The organism is Vibrio sp. 10N.261.54.E10 (assembly GCF_002877735.2).
GTDB lineage: Bacteria > Pseudomonadota > Gammaproteobacteria > Enterobacterales > Vibrionaceae > Vibrio > Vibrio crassostreae_C.
In genome coordinates this window covers 1-19,434 of the sequence record NZ_MCXE02000001.1, presented here as the reverse complement: position 1 = coordinate 19,434, position 19,434 = coordinate 1, and the positions used below count along the sequence as shown (strand labels likewise).

Genomic DNA, 19,434 nt, shown 5'->3' with positions numbered 1-19,434 from the left:
GTAGATACAAAAAAGCGCACGATCTCTCGTGCGCTTTTCTTTTTAATTTCAGTTCATGCAGCTACTTCAAAACATCTTTTAGCGCTTTTAGGCACAACGCGACATTCTCTTTACGAGCACCGTAACCCATTAGGCCGATACGCCATGCCTTACCAGCCAAAGAGCCAAGCCCAGCACCGATTTCAAGATTATATTCTTCTAAAAGCTGCGTTCTGATCTTAGCCTCATCAATTCCTTCTGGGAAATAAAGTGCATTAAGCTGCGGCAGGCGGCTCTCTTCATCAACCACAAACTTTAACCCTAGAGCTTCTACGCCTTCTTTAAGCTCTTGGTGCATCGCATGATGACGAGACCACGCATTATCTAAGCCTTCATTTTTCAACAAAACCAGCGACTCATGCAGAGCATAAAGGCTGTTCACGGGTGCGGTATGGTGGTAGCTACGCTTACCTTCTCCACTCCAGTAACCTAATACTAAACTTTGATCCAAAAACCAGCTTTGCACTGGTGCTTTACGGGCTTTCATTTTATCAACCGCACGCTGAGAGAAAGTCACTGGAGATAGCCCTGGCACACAAGACAGACACTTTTGGCTGCCAGAATAAACCGCATCAAGCTGCCACTCATCAACCAGCAATGGCACACCACCTAATGATGTCACTGCATCAACAATCGTTAACGCATCAAACTGACGAGCGACAGCAGAGATAGCTTGAGCATCAGATAACGCTCCGGTTGATGTCTCTGCATGCACAAATGCAACAGCAACGGCATCGGGGTTTTCTGCCAATGCTTGTTCTACCTTTTCAACTGAAACGGGCTTGCCCCATTCGTCATCAACAAGGATGGCTTCGCCACCACAACGCACCACGTTTTCTCGCATACGCTCACCGAAGACACCGTTACGACAAACAATCACCTTTTCACCAGGCTCAATCAAGTTAACAAAACAGGTCTCCATACCCGCACTGCCCGGTGCAGAAACGGCAATCGTAAATTCGTTTTCAGTCTGAAAAGCGTATTTAAGAAGCTGTTTAAGCTCGTCCATCATCGCAATAAACAGCGGATCTAAGTGACCTATGGTTGGACGGCTCAAAGCCTGTAACACTTGAGGTGAGATATCTGAAGGACCAGGTCCCATTAACGTTCGGTGTGGTGGATAAAAGCTATCGATAGCAGTAGTGAGTGGTAAATTAGACATGTACATCCCTTACGTTAATGTTGTGAACAATCCACCCTAAAGCAAATTGATTACCTCAGCAATTAGCCATAAGTATTGAGGTCAAACCACTGTCACATAATTGTTAAAATTATTTTTCAATTATCTCAAGTTACGGATTGACATTGTTACCACAAAAACGTTCAATGAAACGGCTATCTAGCAGAAGAGGAGCACTGCCCAGGCAGATGTTTTGTGGAACCGCATTTCCAATACAAAACATTTATGGGGAGCAGTGCCGAGATAATAAAAGGATGCAGGACCTTTATTATCGGTTGAGCGGGCTGAATCCCGTCAACTGTCGCCATTTCTATATGGTGAAGAGCTTCTGAGGTTACTATTCTAATAATTCCTCTCTTTTTGCTCTAAAACTCTCTTCGAAAAACATCGGACGTTGGATTACCCAACCGTAATTTTATTTTAGGAAGTCGTGGGAGATATATCGTGAGTGCATCTAATGTAGCTGGTTCTTTTAATGTCGCTAAGTTTGGTGGAACAAGTGTTGCCAACTTTGAAGCAATGAGCCGTTGTGCTGCCATTATTGAAAACAACTCAAACACGAAACTGGTCGTGAGTAGTGCATGCTCTGGTGTCACTAACTTGCTGGTTGAACTAGCAAATGGTGTTCAAGACAAAGCTCGTCGTCAGGAACTAATGGCGCAATTAGCGGACATTCACAACGCAATTCTTGACCAACTCGCAGATCCAATCAGCATCGAAAAAGAAGTCCACAGCATTCTTGATGACATTGCGAGCGCTGCAGAGGCCGCATCATTCCACACAAGTACTAAACTGACGGATCACCTTGTCGCATGTGGCGAGTTGATGTCGACACACATTTTGGCTCAGATTATTCGTGAACGAGGTACACCAGCCGTTCGTTTTGATATCAGAGAAGTGATGCGCACTAATGGTGATTTTGGTAAAGCAGAACCACAACTTGAAGATATTTCAGCCCTAGCAAAAGAGAAGCTTATACCACTTTGCCAACAGCAAGTTGTGGTTACTCAAGGTTTTATCGGTGCAGATAGCGAAGGTAACACCACGACTTTAGGCCGTGGTGGCAGCGATTATTCCGCCGCGCTGATCGCCGAATCAGTACAGGCAATGGGGTTGGAAATCTGGACAGATGTTCCGGGTATTTACACGACAGATCCACGCATCGCACCGAAAGCATCTCCTATTCCAGAGATCAGTTTTAGCGAAGCATCGGAAATGGCAAACTTTGGTGCAAAGATACTGCACCCTTCAACTCTAGTACCTGCATTGCGCCACCAAATCCCGGTATTTGTCGGCTCTTCTAAAGCACCAGAGTTAGGTGGAACTTGGATTCGCCAAGAAGTTGAAAGCTCACCATTATTCAGAGCACTTGCTCTTCGTTGCAACCAAACGATGGTTACGCTTCGCAGTGCAAACATGTTCCATGCTTACGGCTTTTTGGCGAAGGTATTCGAGATCCTTGCTAAACATAAGATCTCAGTCGATCTCATCACGACTTCAGAGATCAGTGTCTCACTGACTCTCGATCAAACAGACACATCAGGTGGTGCTCCTGAGTTACCAGAAGCTGCTCGACTGGAGCTTGAAGAGTTGTGTTCTGTAGATATTGAACACGACCTATGCCTTGTTGCGCTTATTGGCAACAACATGAGTGAAAATAAAGGCTATGCAAAGCAGGTGTTTGGCACTCTGGAAGATTTCAATCTACGTATGATTTGTTACGGAGCAAGCCCACACAACTTGTGCTTCTTGCTAGATGCATCTGTTTCTAAGTTGGCGATCCAAAAACTTCACCAAGAGTTATTTGAATAAGGCGATGGTTAATTAATTGGTTTTAATTAACCAAACCCCAGATACAAAAAGGGTTGCTCTTGAGCAACCCTTTCTCTTTTTTACTTTACGAACCAAAGCTCGTCATAGATTCAAACTAGTTAATGTTTGGACCTAACCACTTCTCAGCTTCCAACATATCCCAGCCCTTACGATCAGCATAGCTTTCTACTTGATCCTGTTGAATCTGTGCAATAGCAAAGTATCTAGCATCAGGGTGTGAGAAGTACATACCAGATACTGAAGCACCAGGCCACATCGCGTAGCTTGTCGTTAATGACATGTCGATTGCCTTTTCAACATCCATCAGCTCCCACAACGTGCCTTTCTCTGTATGCTCAGGGCAAGCAGGATAACCTGGAGCTGGACGAATACCTTGGTATTTCTCTCGAATCAAATCGTCGTTAGACAAATTCTCATCTGGCGAGTAACCCCAAATATCCTTTCTCACTTCTTTATGCAGATATTCCGCGAACGCCTCAGCCAATCGGTCAGCAACCGCCTGAATCATAATCGCGTTGTAGTCATCGCCTTTCGCTTTGTATTCATCAGCCAGCTCTCGCTCACCAATACCACCCGTAACCGCAAAGCCACCAATCCAATCCGCTTTACCGCTTTCTTTTGGCGCAATGTAATCAGACAAACAGTAGTTAAAGCCTTTTGGTTTCTCTGTTTGTTGACGAAGATTGTGTAGAACTTTTAGAACTTCGGTACGAGATTCATCGGTATACACCTCAATATCATCACCAACACTGTTCGCTGGGAACATGGCACACATACCACGCGCTTCAAGCAGCTTCTCTTTCTCTACGCGATCCAGTAAATCATTAGCATCTTTGAATAAACGTTTTGCCTCTTCACCCACTTCTTCATGATCAAGGATTGCAGGGTATTTACCAACCAATGACCATGTCATAAAGAATGGAGTCCAATCGATGTACTGACGCAAAGTTGCCACATCAAAATCATTGAAGATGTGAACTCCCGGCTTAGCGGGTGCCGGTGGCGTATACGCATCCCAATCGATAGCAACTTTATTGGCACGAGCTCTTTCAAGCGTGACAGGCTTGGTACGAGGCTTCTTACGATTGTGCTGATCTCGAACGCGATCGTAATCGATATCCAGCTTCTCAACGAAAGCGGGTTTCAATTCATCAGAAAGTAGTGAGGTACAAACACCCACTGCACGCGAGGCATTATTTACGTATACAACAGGTTCTGAATAATTCTGCTCAATCTTAACTGCTGTGTGAGCTTTAGATGTGGTTGCACCGCCAATCAGAAGAGGCAGCTTGAAACCCTGTCTCTCCATTTCTTTAGCAACATGTACCATTTCATCAAGAGACGGTGTAATCAGCCCAGACAGGCCAATAATGTCGACATTCTCTTCTTTCGCTACCTTGAGAATCTTCTCGCAAGAAACCATCACACCTAAGTCGATAATTTCGTAGTTATTACACTGTAAAACCACACCAACGATATTTTTACCGATATCGTGAACGTCACCTTTAACGGTCGCTAACAAAATCTTACCGTTAGTTGCGCCCACTTCTTTGGATGCATTAATGAATGGTTCTAAATGGGCAACCGCCTGTTTCATCACACGCGCAGACTTTACAACCTGTGGTAAGAACATCTTACCTTCACCAAACAGGTCACCAACAACGTTCATTCCGTCCATTAGAGGACCTTCAATCACTTCAATAGGACGAGAGGCATTAACACGAGCTTCTTCGGTATCTTCAACAATAAAGTCGGTGATACCTTTTACCAAAGAGTGCTCCAAACGCTTCTCTACAGGCCAAGTTCGCCACTCTAATGCAGATTTATCTTCAACCTTACCAACAGCACGCTCTAGGTATTCGGTCGCCATATCCAGCAATCTTTCAGTCGAATCATCACGACGGTTTAGTACGACATCTTCAACAGCATCACGCAGATCTTCTGGAACATTATCGTAAATTTCCAACTGACCAGCGTTTACAATGCCCATATCCATACCGTTTTTAAAACAGTGATATAGGAATACCGCGTGAATAGCCTCACGGACGTAGTTATTACCACGGAATGAGAATGAAACATTCGACACACCGCCAGAGATCATCGCATGCGGGAGATCGCGTTTGATGTCTCCTACTGCTTCAATGAAATCAACCGCATAGTTATTATGCTCATCGATACCAGTAGCCACTGCGAAAATATTCGGGTCAAAAATAATATCTTCTGGTGGGAAACCGACTTCATCAACAAGAATGTTGTAGGCATTGGTACAGATTTCGACTTTACGCTCTCGAGTATCAGCCTGCCCGACTTCATCAAACGCCATCACGATGACAGCAGCACCATAACGACGAACTAATTTGGCTTGCTCAACAAACTTCTCTTTGCCTTCTTTTAGAGAGATTGAGTTAACGATGCCTTTGCCTTGAATACACTTTAGGCCAGCTTCGATAACTTCCCACTTAGAAGAATCGACCATAACAGGTACTTTCGAGATTTCAGGTTCTGAAGCACATAGATTCAGGAATTTAACCATACACGCCTCGGCGTCTAGCATCCCTTCATCCATGTTGATATCGATAATCTGAGCGCCATTTTCGACTTGCTCGCGAGCAACACTCAATGCTTCGTCGTAAAGCTCTTCTTTGATCAAACGCTTGAAACGCGCAGAACCAGTGACATTGGTCCGCTCACCTACATTCACGAACAAAGATTCTTTAGCTATCGTCAGTGGCTCTAGTCCCGAAAGACGACAAGAAACTGGTAAGTCTGGCAATTGACGCGGCGTTACACCTTCAACGGCCTCAGCCATTTCACGGATATGCTCTGGAGTAGTACCACAACACCCACCAATTAGGTTCAAGAAGCCACTTTCAGCCCACTCTTTAACATGTTCAGCCATATCCTCAGGAGAAAGGTCATACTCGCCAAATGCATTAGGCAAACCCGCATTAGGGTGAGCAGAAACATTGCACTCTGAGATACGAGACATCTCACCGACATACTCACGCAGTTCATCAGGGCCCAATGCACAGTTCAATCCAAATGAGATTGGTTTTACATGACGAAGGGCGTTGTAGAATGCTTCTGTCGTCTGTCCTGAAAGGGTACGACCTGATGCGTCAGTGATGGTACCGGAAATCATCACTGGAAGAGCAATACCCACCTCTTCAAAAACAGATTCAACGGCAAAGGCACACGCTTTCGCGTTTAACGTATCAAAGATAGTTTCAATAAGAATTAAATCTGAACCGCCCTTAATGAGCGCGCGAGTCGATTCAGAATAGGCTTCAACCAGTTCGTCAAAGCTAACATTACGGTAACCTGGATCGTTTACATCAGGCGAGATAGAACAAGTTCGGTTGGTTGGACCTAATACACCCGCGACGAAGCGAGGTTTATCTGGGGTCTTTGCAGTCCATTCATCAGCTGCTTCACGAGCAAGCTTGGCAGCAGCAAAGTTAATCTCTTCACTAAGGCTTTCCATATCATAGTCGGCCATAGCGATGGTTGTAGCGTTAAAGGTATTGGTTTCGAGGATGTCAGCCCCAGCTTCCAAATACTCCATATGGATATCTTTGATAAGCTTAGGCTGTGTAAGAACTAAAAGGTCATTGTTGCCCTTCAAGTCACTGTGCCAATCAGCAAAGCGTTCACCACGATAGTCTTGCTCTTCCAATTTATAATCCTGAATCATGGTGCCCATGCCACCATCAATCAGTAAAATTCGTTGCTTCAACAGAGCGTCAATCTTTTGCCTTACATTACTTCCCACGGTACAACCTCATTCCTTTAATTATCCCTCCATCCTATCACACATTAAAAAGGAGTCTAGACGTCTAAAAAAGGAAATTGATTACTGAGTCATGACAAAAAAATGTTTGCTATTTGAGCATGAGACAACGAAAATTCATATTCATACTTTGTTACATGTTGGAATCCCAATGTCGGTCTATTACACCTTATGCTTCTTGTCCGCTGCAGCCATGCTTATTGCTTTCGTGAATACAAAAATTGGTAAAATGCAGACAACCATCGCCATCACAGCTGGCTCAATGATGTTATCTCTATTGATTATCATTGCGGGACAAAATAATTGGTTCCAATTGGCAGACATTGCCTCAGAGACCGTTGCCAGTATCAATTTTGAAGATTTCCTTCTAAAAGGGATATTAGGATTCTTACTATTTGCAGGCGGTTTGGGAATCAAATTACCAAACCTAAAAGACCAGAAATGGGAAATAACAGTACTCGCGTTAGGTGCTACGCTGTTTTCAACATTCTTTATCGGTTTTGTGCTGTACGGGTTTTGCCAGTTCATCGGTATTCAATTTGATCTGATTTACTGCCTACTCTTTGGCTCGCTAATCTCTCCAACCGATCCCATCGCCGTGCTAGCAATAGTAAAGAAACTCGACGCTCCCAGAAGAATCTCTACTCAAATCGAGGGAGAATCTCTATTCAACGATGGTTTTGGCTTAGTTATCTTCGTAACCCTATTTACTATCGCATTCGGCACAGAAGCGCCAACCGTCGGTAGTGTGACCATGCTATTCGTTCAAGAGGCGATTGGCGGCATTGTCTATGGTTTTGTTTTAGGTCTTGTATTCCACTACCTAATCAGCAATACCGATGACCACTCGATGGAGTTGCTATTAACCATCGGCATCCCAACTGCTGGTTATGCGTTTGCTGAAGTTCTACATGTATCAGGCCCATTAGCGATGGTGGTATCAGGTATCATGATTGGTAACTGGACTCGCTTTATCGGATTCTCGAAAGAGAGTGAAGATCACCTAGATCATTTCTGGGAGTTGATAGATGAATTCTTAAACGGCGTATTATTCCTACTAATTGGTATGTCGATGCTGTTATTCAAATTCCACCAAGAAGACTGGATCTTAATGACGTTCGCAGTCCCTCTAGTATTGAGTGCACGTTACTTGAGTGTTTTCTTGTCTTACATCGGATTTAAACGCTTTAGAACTTACAACCCGTGGTCGATTAAGATTCTAACTTGGGGTGGTTTACGCGGTGGCTTAGCACTAGCCATGGCACTTTCAATCCCTTCAGGTATCTGGGTAATTGAAGACAAAGCAATCGATGTTAAAGAGATAATCCTTGTCATGACATACGCCGTTGTTGTGTTTTCTATTCTGGTTCAAGGCTCAACTATCACTCCTATGATAGAGAAAGCAAAACAAGCAGAGAAAGAGCTAGATTAATATCTAAATAGATCAACCAAGGCCGCCTACTTTAGGTGGCCTTTTTTATACCTAATGAAAGTCAAACTCGCCAATTCCCTCACTGAAGTTATCGTTGAAAGGTATGCGTGGAACATAGAGATTATATCGATATTTGATACCGCGAGTATTTGAGTAGTCGAAAGCCTTGTTGTGGGTATCCAGAACTCTTTAAGTAGGTTAAGTCATACAGAGAACTCGTTCTTGTGCGAACTCGCTAGTCTACCCAATAACCCACTCTCAAGTTATATAAGCTTCAATCGAAAGACTTCACCTTTCACCTGGAAACAAAAATAACGGGACTCAACGTCTCGCTAGAATAGCGTTAGTTATTAACAGGACTGTGGAGCTAGATGAGTGGTGAACGGTTTGAACTAAGTCATTAAATACCGTAAGGCAGCACTAAATCGGTGTTCGATAGAGATAGCTAAAGGAACACTTGGTACTTCTAGTGATACTTGTAATACCAATTAAAGTAAAAATGTGATCTAATTAAGATTGATGAATTATTGTGAAATTTAGCCATGGATAGCCTTAATAACACTGACTTCAAAAAGCTTGCGAGCCAGCAAAAAACCATTCAGATGAAGATGCGTTTACTTGCGCTCGCACACTTTAAAGATGGCCTCTCTCGTACACAAATTGCAAAATCTCTCAAAGTCAGTCGAACCAGTGTCAATAAATGGGTTCGGATTTTTTTTGAAGAAGGCCTAGAAGGACTTCAAGAAAAACCTCGGACTGGTAGGCCTGCATACCTCACCGATGAGCAGCGGGCTCAACTCAGTGCCTTCATAAAAAAAGAAGCTGAATCACCTTCTGGTGGTCGCCTTGTTGGAAGCGATATACATGACTACATCGTTAAACACTTTGACAAGCACTACCACCCTAATTCCATCTATTATCTCCTCGACCACATGGGTTTTTCTTGGATAACTTCTCGTTCCAAACACCCTAAACAATCACAGCAAATACAAGACGATTTTAAAAAAATTCCAAATCGAAACGATCCTTAAGATCCCCGGCCATATTGGGCTAGAGAGTGTTGATGTCTGGTTTCAAGACGAAGCTAGGTTTGGTCAGCAGAACACAACAACACGTCTTTGGGCTACTCGTGGAACGAGACCTCGCGTAGTAAAACAGCAGCAATTTGAATACGCTTATTTGTTTGGCTCATACCAATTAAAGTAAAAATGTGATCTAATTAAGATTGATGAATTATTGTGAAATTTAACCATGGATAGCCTTAATAACACTAACTTCAAAAAGCTTGCGAGCCAGCAAAAAACCATTCAGATGAAGATGCGTTTACTTGCGCTCGCACACTTTAAAGACGGCCTCTCTCGTACACAAATTGCAAAATCTCTCAAAGTCAGTCGAACCAGTGTCAATAAATGGGTTCGGATTTTTTTTGAAGAAGGCCTAGAAGGACTTCAAGAAAAACCTCGGACTGGTAGGCCTGCATACCTCACCGATGAGCAGCGGGCTCAACTCAGTGCCTTCATAAAAAAAGAAGCTGAATCACCTTCTGGTGGCCGCCTTGTTGGAAGCGATATACATGACTACATCGTTAAACACTTTGACAAGCACTACCACCCTAATTCCATCTATTATCTCCTCGACCACATGGGTTTTTCTTGGATAACTTCTCGTTCCAAACACCCTAAACAATCACAGCAAATACAGGACGATTTTAAAAAAATTCCAAATCGAAACGATCCTTAAGATCCCCGGCCATATTGGGCTAGAGAGTGTTGATGTCTGGTTTCAAGACGAAGCTAGGTTTGGTCAGCAGAACACAACAACACGTTTTTGGGCTACTCGTGGAACGAGACCTCGCGTAGTAAAACAGCAGCAATTTGAATACGCTTATTTGTTTGGCTCAGTGTGCCCATCGAGAGGGATTGGTGAGGCAATGGTCGTCCCTTGGGTTAACAAAGACATCATGATAAACCATCTAGAGCAGATATCTAAAGTCACAGAAAAAGACCGTCATTCAGTGGTAATAATGGATGGCGCAGGATGGCATACCGATGATATTGCTAACCCATTTGATAATGTCAGTATTATCAAATTGCCGCCATACTCACCAGAGCTTAACCCTATAGAGCAAGTGTGGAGTTGGTTAAGGCAACACTATCTAGCAAACCAAAACTTCATTGATTATAACGATATTGTTTCGAAGGTCTGTAGCGCTTGGAATGGATTTCTTGAGTGCAAAGATCGCGTCACAAAAATGTGTACAAGAGATTGGATTGACCTGATCAGTTAATTTTCCGGATTGGTATAATGGCGTATGTATGATTCAGAAAGTAAAAAGGCTCTAGCATTTCTGCTAGAGCCTTAAATGTGGCAGGGGTGGAGAGATTCGAACTCCCAACACGCGGATTTGGAATCCGCTGCTCTGCCAATTGGAGCTACACCCCTAAAACTTTCATTACTTCAGATTCGAAAAAACCTCGCACTAGGCGAGGTTATCGAATAAGTGGCGGAGTGGACGGGACTCGAACCCGCGACCCCCGGCGTGACAGGCCGGTATTCTAACCAACTGAACTACCACTCCGCAGTGGAATACTTGTCGTCGCTGACAAGTGTTCAAATTTAAAGCCTGGCGATGTCCTACTCTCACATGGGGAAGCCCCACACTACCATCGGCGCTATTGTGTTTCACTTCTGAGTTCGGCATGGAATCAGGTGGGTCCACAATGCTATGGTCGCCAAGCAAATTTTGCTTTTACTTTCAGCTTTTTTAAAAACTGAAGGCAAAATAATCTGGAAAACTGATTTAAAAGTCTATCTCTTCAAACTCATTCAAGGTCTGGTCTTTCTTTGAGTCCACAAAACCCCTTGGGTGTTGTATGGTTAAGCCTCACGGGCAATTAGTACAGGTTAGCTCAATGCCTCGCAGCACTTACACACCCTGCCTATCAACGTTCTAGTCTTGAACAACCCTTTAGGACGCTTATAGCGTCAGGGAAAACTCATCTCAAGGCTCGCTTCCCGCTTAGATGCTTTCAGCGGTTATCGATTCCGAACTTAGCTACCGGGCAATGCCATTGGCATGACAACCCGAACACCAGAGGTTCGTCCACTCCGGTCCTCTCGTACTAGGAGCAGCCCCTTTCAATTTTCCAACGCCCACGGCAGATAGGGACCGAACTGTCTCACGACGTTCTAAACCCAGCTCGCGTACCACTTTAAATGGCGAACAGCCATACCCTTGGGACCGACTTCAGCCCCAGGATGTGATGAGCCGACATCGAGGTGCCAAACACCGCCGTCGATATGAACTCTTGGGCGGTATCAGCCTGTTATCCCCGGAGTACCTTTTATCCGTTGAGCGATGGCCCTTCCATTCAGAACCACCGGATCACTATGACCTGCTTTCGCACCTGCTCGAATTGTCATTCTCGCAGTCAAGCGGGCTTATGCCATTGCACTAACCACACGATGTCCAACCGTGTTTAGCCCACCTTCGTGCTCCTCCGTTACTCTTTGGGAGGAGACCGCCCCAGTCAAACTACCCACCAGGCACTGTCCGTAATCCCGATTCAGGGACCAACGTTAGAACATCAAAACTACAAGGGTGGTATTTCAAGGACGACTCCACCACATCTAGCGACGCGGTTTCATAGTCTCCCACCTATCCTACACATGTAGGTTCAATGTTCAGTGCCAAGCTGTAGTAAAGGTTCACGGGGTCTTTCCGTCTAGCCGCGGGTACACTGCATCTTCACAGCGATTTCAATTTCACTGAGTCTCGGGTGGAGACAGCGTGGCCATCATTACGCCATTCGTGCAGGTCGGAACTTACCCGACAAGGAATTTCGCTACCTTAGGACCGTTATAGTTACGGCCGCCGTTTACCGGGGCTTCGATCAAGAGCTTCGTCCGAAGACTAACCCCATCAATTAACCTTCCGGCACCGGGCAGGCGTCACACCGTATACGTCATCTTACGATTTTGCACAGTGCTGTGTTTTTAATAAACAGTTGCAGCCACCTGGTATCTGCGACTCTCGTCTGCTCCATCCGCAAGGGACTTCACTGATAAGAGCGTACCTTCTCCCGAAGTTACGGTACCATTTTGCCTAGTTCCTTCACCCGAGTTCTCTCAAGCGCCTTGGTATTCTCTACCCGACCACCTGTGTCGGTTTGGGGTACGATTCCTTACAATCTGAAGCTTAGAGGCTTTTCCTGGAAGCATGGCATCAATGACTTCACTACCGTAGTAGCTCGACATCGTATCTCAGCGTTAAGAAAGTCCGGATTTACCTAAACTTTCCGCCTACATACTTGAACCTGGACAACCGTCGCCAGGCCCACCTAGCCTTCTCCGTCCCCCCATCGCAATTGTAAGAAGTACGGGAATATTAACCCGTTTCCCATCGACTACGCCTTTCGGCCTCGCCTTAGGAGTCGACTTACCCTGCCCCGATTAACGTTGGACAGGAACCCTTGGTCTTCCGGCGAGGGAGTTTTTCACTCCCTTTATCGTTACTCATGTCAGCATTCGCACTTCTGATACCTCCAGCAGCCCTTACAGACCACCTTCAACGGCTTACAGAACGCTCCCCTACCCCACATACCCTAAGGTACGTAGCCGCAGCTTCGGTGTATAGCTTAGCCCCGTTACATCTTCCGCGCAGGCCGACTCGACCAGTGAGCTATTACGCTTTCTTTAAATGATGGCTGCTTCTAAGCCAACATCCTGGCTGTCTGAGCCTTCCCACATCGTTTCCCACTTAGCTATACTTTGGGACCTTAGCTGGCGGTCTGGGTTGTTTCCCTCTCCACGACGGACGTTAGCACCCGCCGTGTGTCTCCCGGATAGTACTTACTGGTATTCGGAGTTTGCAAAGGGTTGGTAAGTCGGGATGACCCCCTAGCCTTAACAGTGCTCTACCCCCAGTAGTATTCGTCCGAGGCGCTACCTAAATAGCTTTCGGGGAGAACCAGCTATCTCCAGGTTTGATTGGCCTTTCACCCCTAGCCACAAGTCATCCGCTAATTTTTCAACATTAGTCGGTTCGGTCCTCCAGTTGATGTTACTCAACCTTCAACCTGCCCATGGCTAGATCACCTGGTTTCGGGTCTAATCCTAGCAACTGTACGCCCAGTTAAGACTCGGTTTCCCTACGGCTCCCCTAAACGGTTAACCTTGCTACTAAAATTAAGTCGCTGACCCATTATACAAAAGGTACGCAGTCACACCACGAAGGTGCTCCTACTGCTTGTACGTACACGGTTTCAGGTTCTATTTCACTCCCCTCACAGGGGTTCTTTTCGCCTTTCCCTCACGGTACTGGTTCACTATCGGTCAGTCAGTAGTATTTAGCCTTGGAGGATGGTCCCCCCATATTCAGACAGGATATCACGTGTCCCGCCCTACTCGTTTTCACTGATTATGATGTGTCGGTTACGGGGCTATCACCCTTTACTGCGAGACTTTCCAGACTCTTCACCTGCATCATTAAAAGCTTAAGGGCTAATCCAATTTCGCTCGCCGCTACTTTCGGAATCTCGGTTGATTTCTCTTCCTCGGGGTACTTAGATGTTTCAGTTCCCCCGGTTTGCCTCCTGTTGCTATGTATTCACAACAGGATACTTACTTATGTAAGTGGGTTTCCCCATTCAGGAATCCCAGACTCAAAAGGTTATTACTACCTAATCTGGGCTTATCGCAAGTTATTACGCCTTTCATCGCCTCTGACTGCCAAGGCATCCACCGTGTACGCTTAGTCACTTAACCATACAACCCGAAAGGGTTTCTATTTGCTTTCACTTTAAAAAGTGAAGACAAATAAGCGTATGGCAACTAACCAAGGTTTTTGGTTGTCATCAAGAAGGGTTAATTCCTGATAACTGTTTGCCGGACTCAATTGTGATTCAAACAAGTTTGAATCGAATACAAGACACTTGAATGTGTTTGTTGTGTTTATACCGTTCTTATTAAATAAGAGCAGATAAACATTGAGAACTTTTAAATTTGATTGAATTACTCGTAAGTAAATCAATCAGTCAGCTTTCCAAATTGTTAAAGAGCTTGATTCAATAAATTGAACCATTTTTAAAGACTCTCGTAAGACTTTTTGTCGAACAAGAACGCTTAAAGATGGTGGAGCTATGCGGGATCGAACCGCAGACCTCCTGCGTGCAAGGCAGGCGCTCTCCCAGCTGAGCTATAGCCCCATCTAGGTCGATATTGGTGGGTCTGAGTGGACTCGAACCACCGACCTCCCGCTTATCAGGCGAGCGCTCTAACCAGCTGAGCTACAGACCCAATATCGTCTCTTAACTTTTCCAAACCTAATCAATCTGTGTGGACACTTATCGTGAATATCTTCGTATAAGGAGGTGATCCAGCCCCAGGTTCCCCTAGGGCTACCTTGTTACGACTTCACCCCAGTCATGAACCACAAAGTGGTGAGCGTCCTCCTCGAAAGGTTAAACTACCCACTTCTTTTGCAGCCCACTCCCATGGTGTGACGGGCGGTGTGTACAAGGCCCGGGAACGTATTCACCGTGACATTCTGATTCACGATTACTAGCGATTCCGACTTCATGGAGTCGAGTTGCAGACTCCAATCCGGACTACGACGCACTTTTTGGGATTCGCTCACTATCGCTAGCTTGCTGCCCTCTGTATGCGCCATTGTAGCACGTGTGTAGCCCTACTCGTAAGGGCCATGATGACTTGACGTCGTCCCCACCTTCCTCCGGTTTATCACCGGCAGTCTCCCTGGAGTTCCCGACATTACTCGCTGGCAAACAAGGATAAGGGTTGCGCTCGTTGCGGGACTTAACCCAACATTTCACAACACGAGCTGACGACAGCCATGCAGCACCTGTCTCAGAGCTCCCGAAGGCACACCTGCGTCTCCGCTGGCTTCTCTGGATGTCAAGAGTAGGTAAGGTTCTTCGCGTTGCATCGAATTAAACCACATGCTCCACCGCTTGTGCGGGCCCCCGTCAATTCATTTGAGTTTTAATCTTGCGACCGTACTCCCCAGGCGGTCTACTTAACGCGTTAGCTCCGAAAGCCACGGCTCAAGGCCACAACCTCCAAGTAGACATCGTTTACGGCGTGGACTACCAGGGTATCTAATCCTGTTTGCTCCCCACGCTTTCGCATCTGAGTGTCAGTATCTGTCCAGGGGGCCGCCTTCGCCACTGGTATTCCTTCAGATCTCTACGCATTTCACCGCTACACCTGAAATTCTACCCCCCTCTACAGTACTCTAGTTCACCAGTTTCAAATGCAGTTCCGAGGTTGAGCCCCGGGCTTTCACATCTGACTTAATGAACCACCTGCATGCGCTTTACGCCCAGTAATTCCGATTAACGCTCGCACCCTCCGTATTACCGCGGCTGCTGGCACGGAGTTAGCCGGTGCTTCTTCTGTTGCTAACGTCAAGAGATAGCGCTATTAACGACTACCCCCTTCCTCACAACTGAAAGTACTTTACAACCCGAAGGCCTTCTTCATACACGCGGCATGGCTGCATCAGGCTTTCGCCCATTGTGCAATATTCCCCACTGCTGCCTCCCGTAGGAGTCTGGACCGTGTCTCAGTTCCAGTGTGGCTGATCATCCTCTCAGACCAGCTAGGGATCGTCGCCTTGGTGAGCCATTACCTCACCAACTAGCTAATCCCACCTAGGCATATCTTGACGCGAGAGGCCCGAAGGTCCCCCTCTTTGGCCCGTAGGCATTATGCGGTATTAGCCATCGTTTCCAATGGTTATCCCCCACATCAAGGCAATTTCCTAGGCATTACTCACCCGTCCGCCGCTCGACGCCCATTAACGCACCCGAAGGATTGTTAGTGTCGTTTCCGCTCGACTTGCATGTGTTAGGCCTGCCGCCAGCGTTCAATCTGAGCCATGATCAAACTCTTCAATTTAAGATTTTGTGACTCAACGAATACTGACTTCAAAACTAATATTTACCGCCCTTTCGAAAAAGAACAGAAACATGTAATTCTAAAGCTATTACCCCTCTCTTCTTAAATAAATAGGAACAGAATGGTAATGAATTGACTGTGCCGAATAACTACAAGTAGTTAAACGTATTGGTCACTCAGTTCATTGAAATCAATTTTGATTCCGAAGAATCTGTTTTATCTAACGATAAAACGTTTTGATATTCATCAACGAGTGCCCACACAGATTGATAGGTTTAAATTGTTAAAGAGCTTGCTCTCTAAAAAGAGAACGCTTTCAGTGCCTTAGCACTCAAGCAGGACGCGTATAATACGCTTTCCACTTTGAAAGTCAACATAAAATACTAAGAAAACTTAGAACTCTATGGTGACTTGTCTACTTAATAGACAAAGTCGAACTTTTGTCTTCACTTTTAAAAAAGTGAAAATAAATTTAAAGCCTGGCGATGTCCTACTCTCACATGGGGAAGCCCCACACTACCATCGGCGCTATTGTGTTTCACTTCTGAGTTCGGCATGGAATCAGGTGGGTCCACAATGCTATGGTCGCCAAGCAAATTTTGCTTTTACTTTCAGCTTTTTTAAAAACTGAAGGCAAAATAATCTGGAAAACTGATTTAAAAGTCTCTTTCAAACTCATTCAAGCGTTTGGTATTTCTTTGAGTCCACAAAACCCCTTGGGTGTTGTATGGTTAAGCCTCACGGGCAATTAGTACAGGTTAGCTCAATGCCTCGCAGCACTTACACACCCTGCCTATCAACGTCGTAGTCTACGACAACCCTTTAGGACGCTTATAGCGTCAGGGAAAACTCATCTCAAGGCTCGCTTCCCGCTTAGATGCTTTCAGCGGTTATCGATTCCGAACTTAGCTACCGGGCAATGCCATTGGCATGACAACCCGAACACCAGAGGTTCGTCCACTCCGGTCCTCTCGTACTAGGAGCAGCCCCCTTCAATTTTCCAACGCCCACGGCAGATAGGGACCGAACTGTCTCACGACGTTCTAAACCCAGCTCGCGTACCACTTTAAATGGCGAACAGCCATACCCTTGGGACCGACTTCAGCCCCAGGATGTGATGAGCCGACATCGAGGTGCCAAACACCGCCGTCGATATGAACTCTTGGGCGGTATCAGCCTGTTATCCCCGGAGTACCTTTTATCCGTTGAGCGATGGCCCTTCCATTCAGAACCACCGGATCACTATGACCTGCTTTCGCACCTGCTCGAATTGTCATTCTCGCAGTCAAGCGGGCTTATGCCATTGCACTAACCACACGATGTCCAACCGTGTTTAGCCCACCTTCGTGCTCCTCCGTTACTCTTTGGGAGGAGACCGCCCCAGTCAAACTACCCACCAGGCACTGTCCGTAATCCCGATTCAGGGACCAACGTTAGAACATCAAAACTACAAGGGTGGTATTTCAAGGACGACTCCACCACATCTAGCGACGCGGTTTCAAAGTCTCCCACCTATCCTACACATGTAGGTTCAATGTTCAGTGCCAAGCTGTAGTAAAGGTTCACGGGGTCTTTCCGTCTAGCCGCGGGTACACTGCATCTTCACAGCGATTTCAATTTCACTGAGTCTCGGGTGGAGACAGCGTGGCCATCATTACGCCATTCGTGCAGGTCGGAACTTACCCGACAAGGAATTTCGCTACCTTAGGACCGTTATAGTTACGGCCGCCGTTTACCGGGGGCTTCGATCAAGAGCTTCGACCGAAGTCTAACCCCATCAATTAACCTTCCGGCACCGGGCAGGCGTCACACCGTATACGTCATCTTACGATTTTGCACAGTGCTGTGTTTTTAATAAACAGTTGCAGCCACCTGGTATCTGCGACTCTCGTCTGCTCCATCCGCAAGGGACTTCACTGATAAGAGCGTACCTTCTCCCGAAGTTACGGTACCATTTTGCCTAGTTCCTTCACCCGAGTTCTCTCAAGCGCCTTGGTATTCTCTACCCGACCACCTGTGTCGGTTTGGGGTACGATTCCTTACAATCTGAAGCTTAGAGGCTTTTCCTGGAAGCATGGCATCAATGACTTCACTACCGTAGTAGCTCGACATCGTATCTCAGCGTTAAGAAAGTCCGGATTTACCTAAACTTTCCGCCTACATACTTGAACCTGGACAACCGTCGCCAGGCCCACCTAGCCTTCTCCGTCCCCCCATCGCAATTGTAAGAAGTACGGGAATATTAACCCGTTTCCCATCGACTACGCCTTTCGGCCTCGCCTTAGGAGTCGACTTACCCTGCCCCGATTAACGTTGGACAGGAACCCTTGGTCTTCCGGCGAGGGAGTTTTTCACTCCCTTTATCGTTACTCATGTCAGCATTCGCACTTCTGATACCTCCAGCAGCCCTTACAGACCACCTTCAACGGCTTACAGAACGCTCCCCTACCCCACATACCCTAAGGTACGTAGCCGCAGCTTCGGTGTATAGCTTAGCCCCGTTACATCTTCCGCGCAGGCCGACTCGACCAGTGAGCTATTACGCTTTCTTTAAATGATGGCTGCTTCTAAGCCAACATCCTGGCTGTCTGAGCCTTCCCACATCGTTTCCCACTTAGCTATACTTTGGGACCTTAGCTGGCGGTCTGGGTTGTTTCCCTCTCCACGACGGACGTTAGCACCCGCCGTGTGTCTCCCGGATAGTACTTACTGGTATTCGGAGTTTGCAAAGGGTTGGTAAGTCGGGATGACCCCCTAGCCTTAACAGTGCTCTACCCCCAGTAGTATTCGTCCGAGGCGCTACCTAAATAGCTTTCGGGGAGAACCAGCTATCTCCAGGTTTGATTGGCCTTTCACCCCTAGCCACAAGTCATCCGCTAATTTTTCAACATTAGTCGGTTCGGTCCTCCAGTTGATGTTACTCAACCTTCAACCTGCCCATGGCTAGATCACCTGGTTTCGGGTCTAATCCTAGCAACTGTACGCCCAGTTAAGACTCGGTTTCCCTACGGCTCCCCTAAACGGTTAACCTTGCTACTAAAATTAAGTCGCTGACCCATTATACAAAAGGTACGCAGTCACACCACGAAGGTGCTCCTACTGCTTGTACGTACACGGTTTCAGGTTCTATTTCACTCCCCTCACAGGGGTTCTTTTCGCCTTTCCCTCACGGTACTGGTTCACTATCGGTCAGTCAGTAGTATTTAGCCTTGGAGGATGGTCCCCCCATATTCAGACAGG

At 46.2% G+C, this 19,434-nt stretch carries 6 protein-coding genes, 4 tRNA genes, 5 rRNA genes and 1 riboswitch; of the genes, 4 read left to right on the top strand and 11 right to left on the bottom strand.

Annotated features, from left to right (window positions below; all coding sequences use genetic code 11):
* Positions 1-61: 61 nt before the first annotated feature.
* Entirely contained in the window at positions 62-1,201 is a 1,140-nt protein-coding gene (locus tag BCU07_RS00075; RefSeq protein WP_017061337.1) for a pyridoxal-phosphate-dependent aminotransferase family protein, read from the bottom strand.
* Between the two features lie 176 nt (positions 1,202-1,377).
* Positions 1,378-1,555, top strand: a riboswitch (Lysine riboswitch).
* Between the two features lie 108 nt (positions 1,556-1,663).
* Between BCU07_RS00075 and lysC the strand changes: the two genes are divergently transcribed.
* Positions 1,664-3,031 carry a lysine-sensitive aspartokinase 3 gene (lysC, locus tag BCU07_RS00070; protein ID WP_102428427.1) on the top strand — a complete coding sequence of 456 codons (1,368 nt, stop codon included), beginning with the start codon at positions 1,664-1,666 and terminating at the stop codon, positions 3,029-3,031.
* Positions 3,032-3,146: 115 nt separating this feature from the next.
* Here lysC and metH read toward each other — a convergent pair whose 3' ends face one another.
* The gene (metH, locus tag BCU07_RS00065; protein WP_102428428.1) at positions 3,147-6,824 is read right to left on the bottom strand and encodes a methionine synthase; all 3,678 of its coding nucleotides are present in this window, start codon (positions 6,822-6,824) and stop codon (positions 3,147-3,149) included.
* Between the two features lie 169 nt (positions 6,825-6,993).
* Here metH and BCU07_RS00060 point away from each other — a divergent pair, with 169 nt between their 5' ends.
* The 3 genes from BCU07_RS00060 (at position 6,994) to BCU07_RS00050 (ending at position 10,561) form a co-directional block, all read left to right on the top strand.
* Positions 6,994-8,274, top strand: a complete 1,281-nt coding sequence (locus BCU07_RS00060) for a cation:proton antiporter (RefSeq protein ID WP_102428429.1) — start codon at positions 6,994-6,996, stop codon at positions 8,272-8,274.
* A 542-nt stretch (positions 8,275-8,816) separates the two neighbouring features.
* The gene (locus BCU07_RS00055; RefSeq protein ID WP_017059446.1) at positions 8,817-9,305 is read left to right on the top strand and encodes a helix-turn-helix domain-containing protein; all 489 of its coding nucleotides are present in this window, start codon (positions 8,817-8,819) and stop codon (positions 9,303-9,305) included.
* Between the two features lie 220 nt (positions 9,306-9,525).
* A protein-coding gene (locus BCU07_RS00050; RefSeq protein WP_413286077.1) for an IS630 family transposase occupies positions 9,526-10,561 on the top strand; the annotation gives its coding sequence in 2 pieces (ribosomal slippage) (positions 9,526-9,984 and positions 9,986-10,561; 1,035 coding nt in all).
* Between the two features lie 78 nt (positions 10,562-10,639).
* Here BCU07_RS00050 and BCU07_RS00045 read toward each other — a convergent pair.
* From BCU07_RS00045 to BCU07_RS00005, 9 genes are all read right to left on the bottom strand, one after another.
* Positions 10,640-10,716 (bottom strand) — tRNA-Trp (locus BCU07_RS00045).
* A gap of 59 nt (positions 10,717-10,775) precedes the next feature.
* Positions 10,776-10,852, bottom strand: a tRNA-Asp gene (locus tag BCU07_RS00040).
* Between the two features lie 43 nt (positions 10,853-10,895).
* Positions 10,896-11,011: ribosomal RNA gene (rrf, locus tag BCU07_RS00035) — 5S ribosomal RNA — on the bottom strand.
* 136 nt (positions 11,012-11,147) lie between these two features.
* A 23S ribosomal RNA gene (locus BCU07_RS00030) occupies positions 11,148-14,040 on the bottom strand.
* A gap of 364 nt (positions 14,041-14,404) precedes the next feature.
* Positions 14,405-14,480 (bottom strand) — tRNA-Ala (locus tag BCU07_RS00025).
* Between the two features lie 14 nt (positions 14,481-14,494).
* Positions 14,495-14,571, bottom strand: a tRNA-Ile gene (locus BCU07_RS00020).
* A 67-nt stretch (positions 14,572-14,638) separates the two neighbouring features.
* Positions 14,639-16,194 (bottom strand): 16S ribosomal RNA (locus tag BCU07_RS00015).
* Between the two features lie 477 nt (positions 16,195-16,671).
* Positions 16,672-16,787: ribosomal RNA gene (gene rrf, locus BCU07_RS00010) — 5S ribosomal RNA — on the bottom strand.
* A gap of 134 nt (positions 16,788-16,921) precedes the next feature.
* Positions 16,922-19,434 (bottom strand): 23S ribosomal RNA (locus BCU07_RS00005); the annotation flags it as partial.

Excerpts from the sequence above, each read along its gene's own strand:
- BCU07_RS00075 (WP_017061337.1), bottom strand. The coding sequence starts at position 1,201 with ATGTCTAATTTACCACTCACTACTGCTATCGATAGCTTTTATCCACCA.
- BCU07_RS00060 (WP_102428429.1), top strand. The coding sequence starts at position 6,994 with ATGTCGGTCTATTACACCTTATGCTTCTTGTCCGCTGCAGCCATGCTT.
- BCU07_RS00055 (WP_017059446.1), top strand. The coding sequence starts at position 8,817 with ATGGATAGCCTTAATAACACTGACTTCAAAAAGCTTGCGAGCCAGCAA.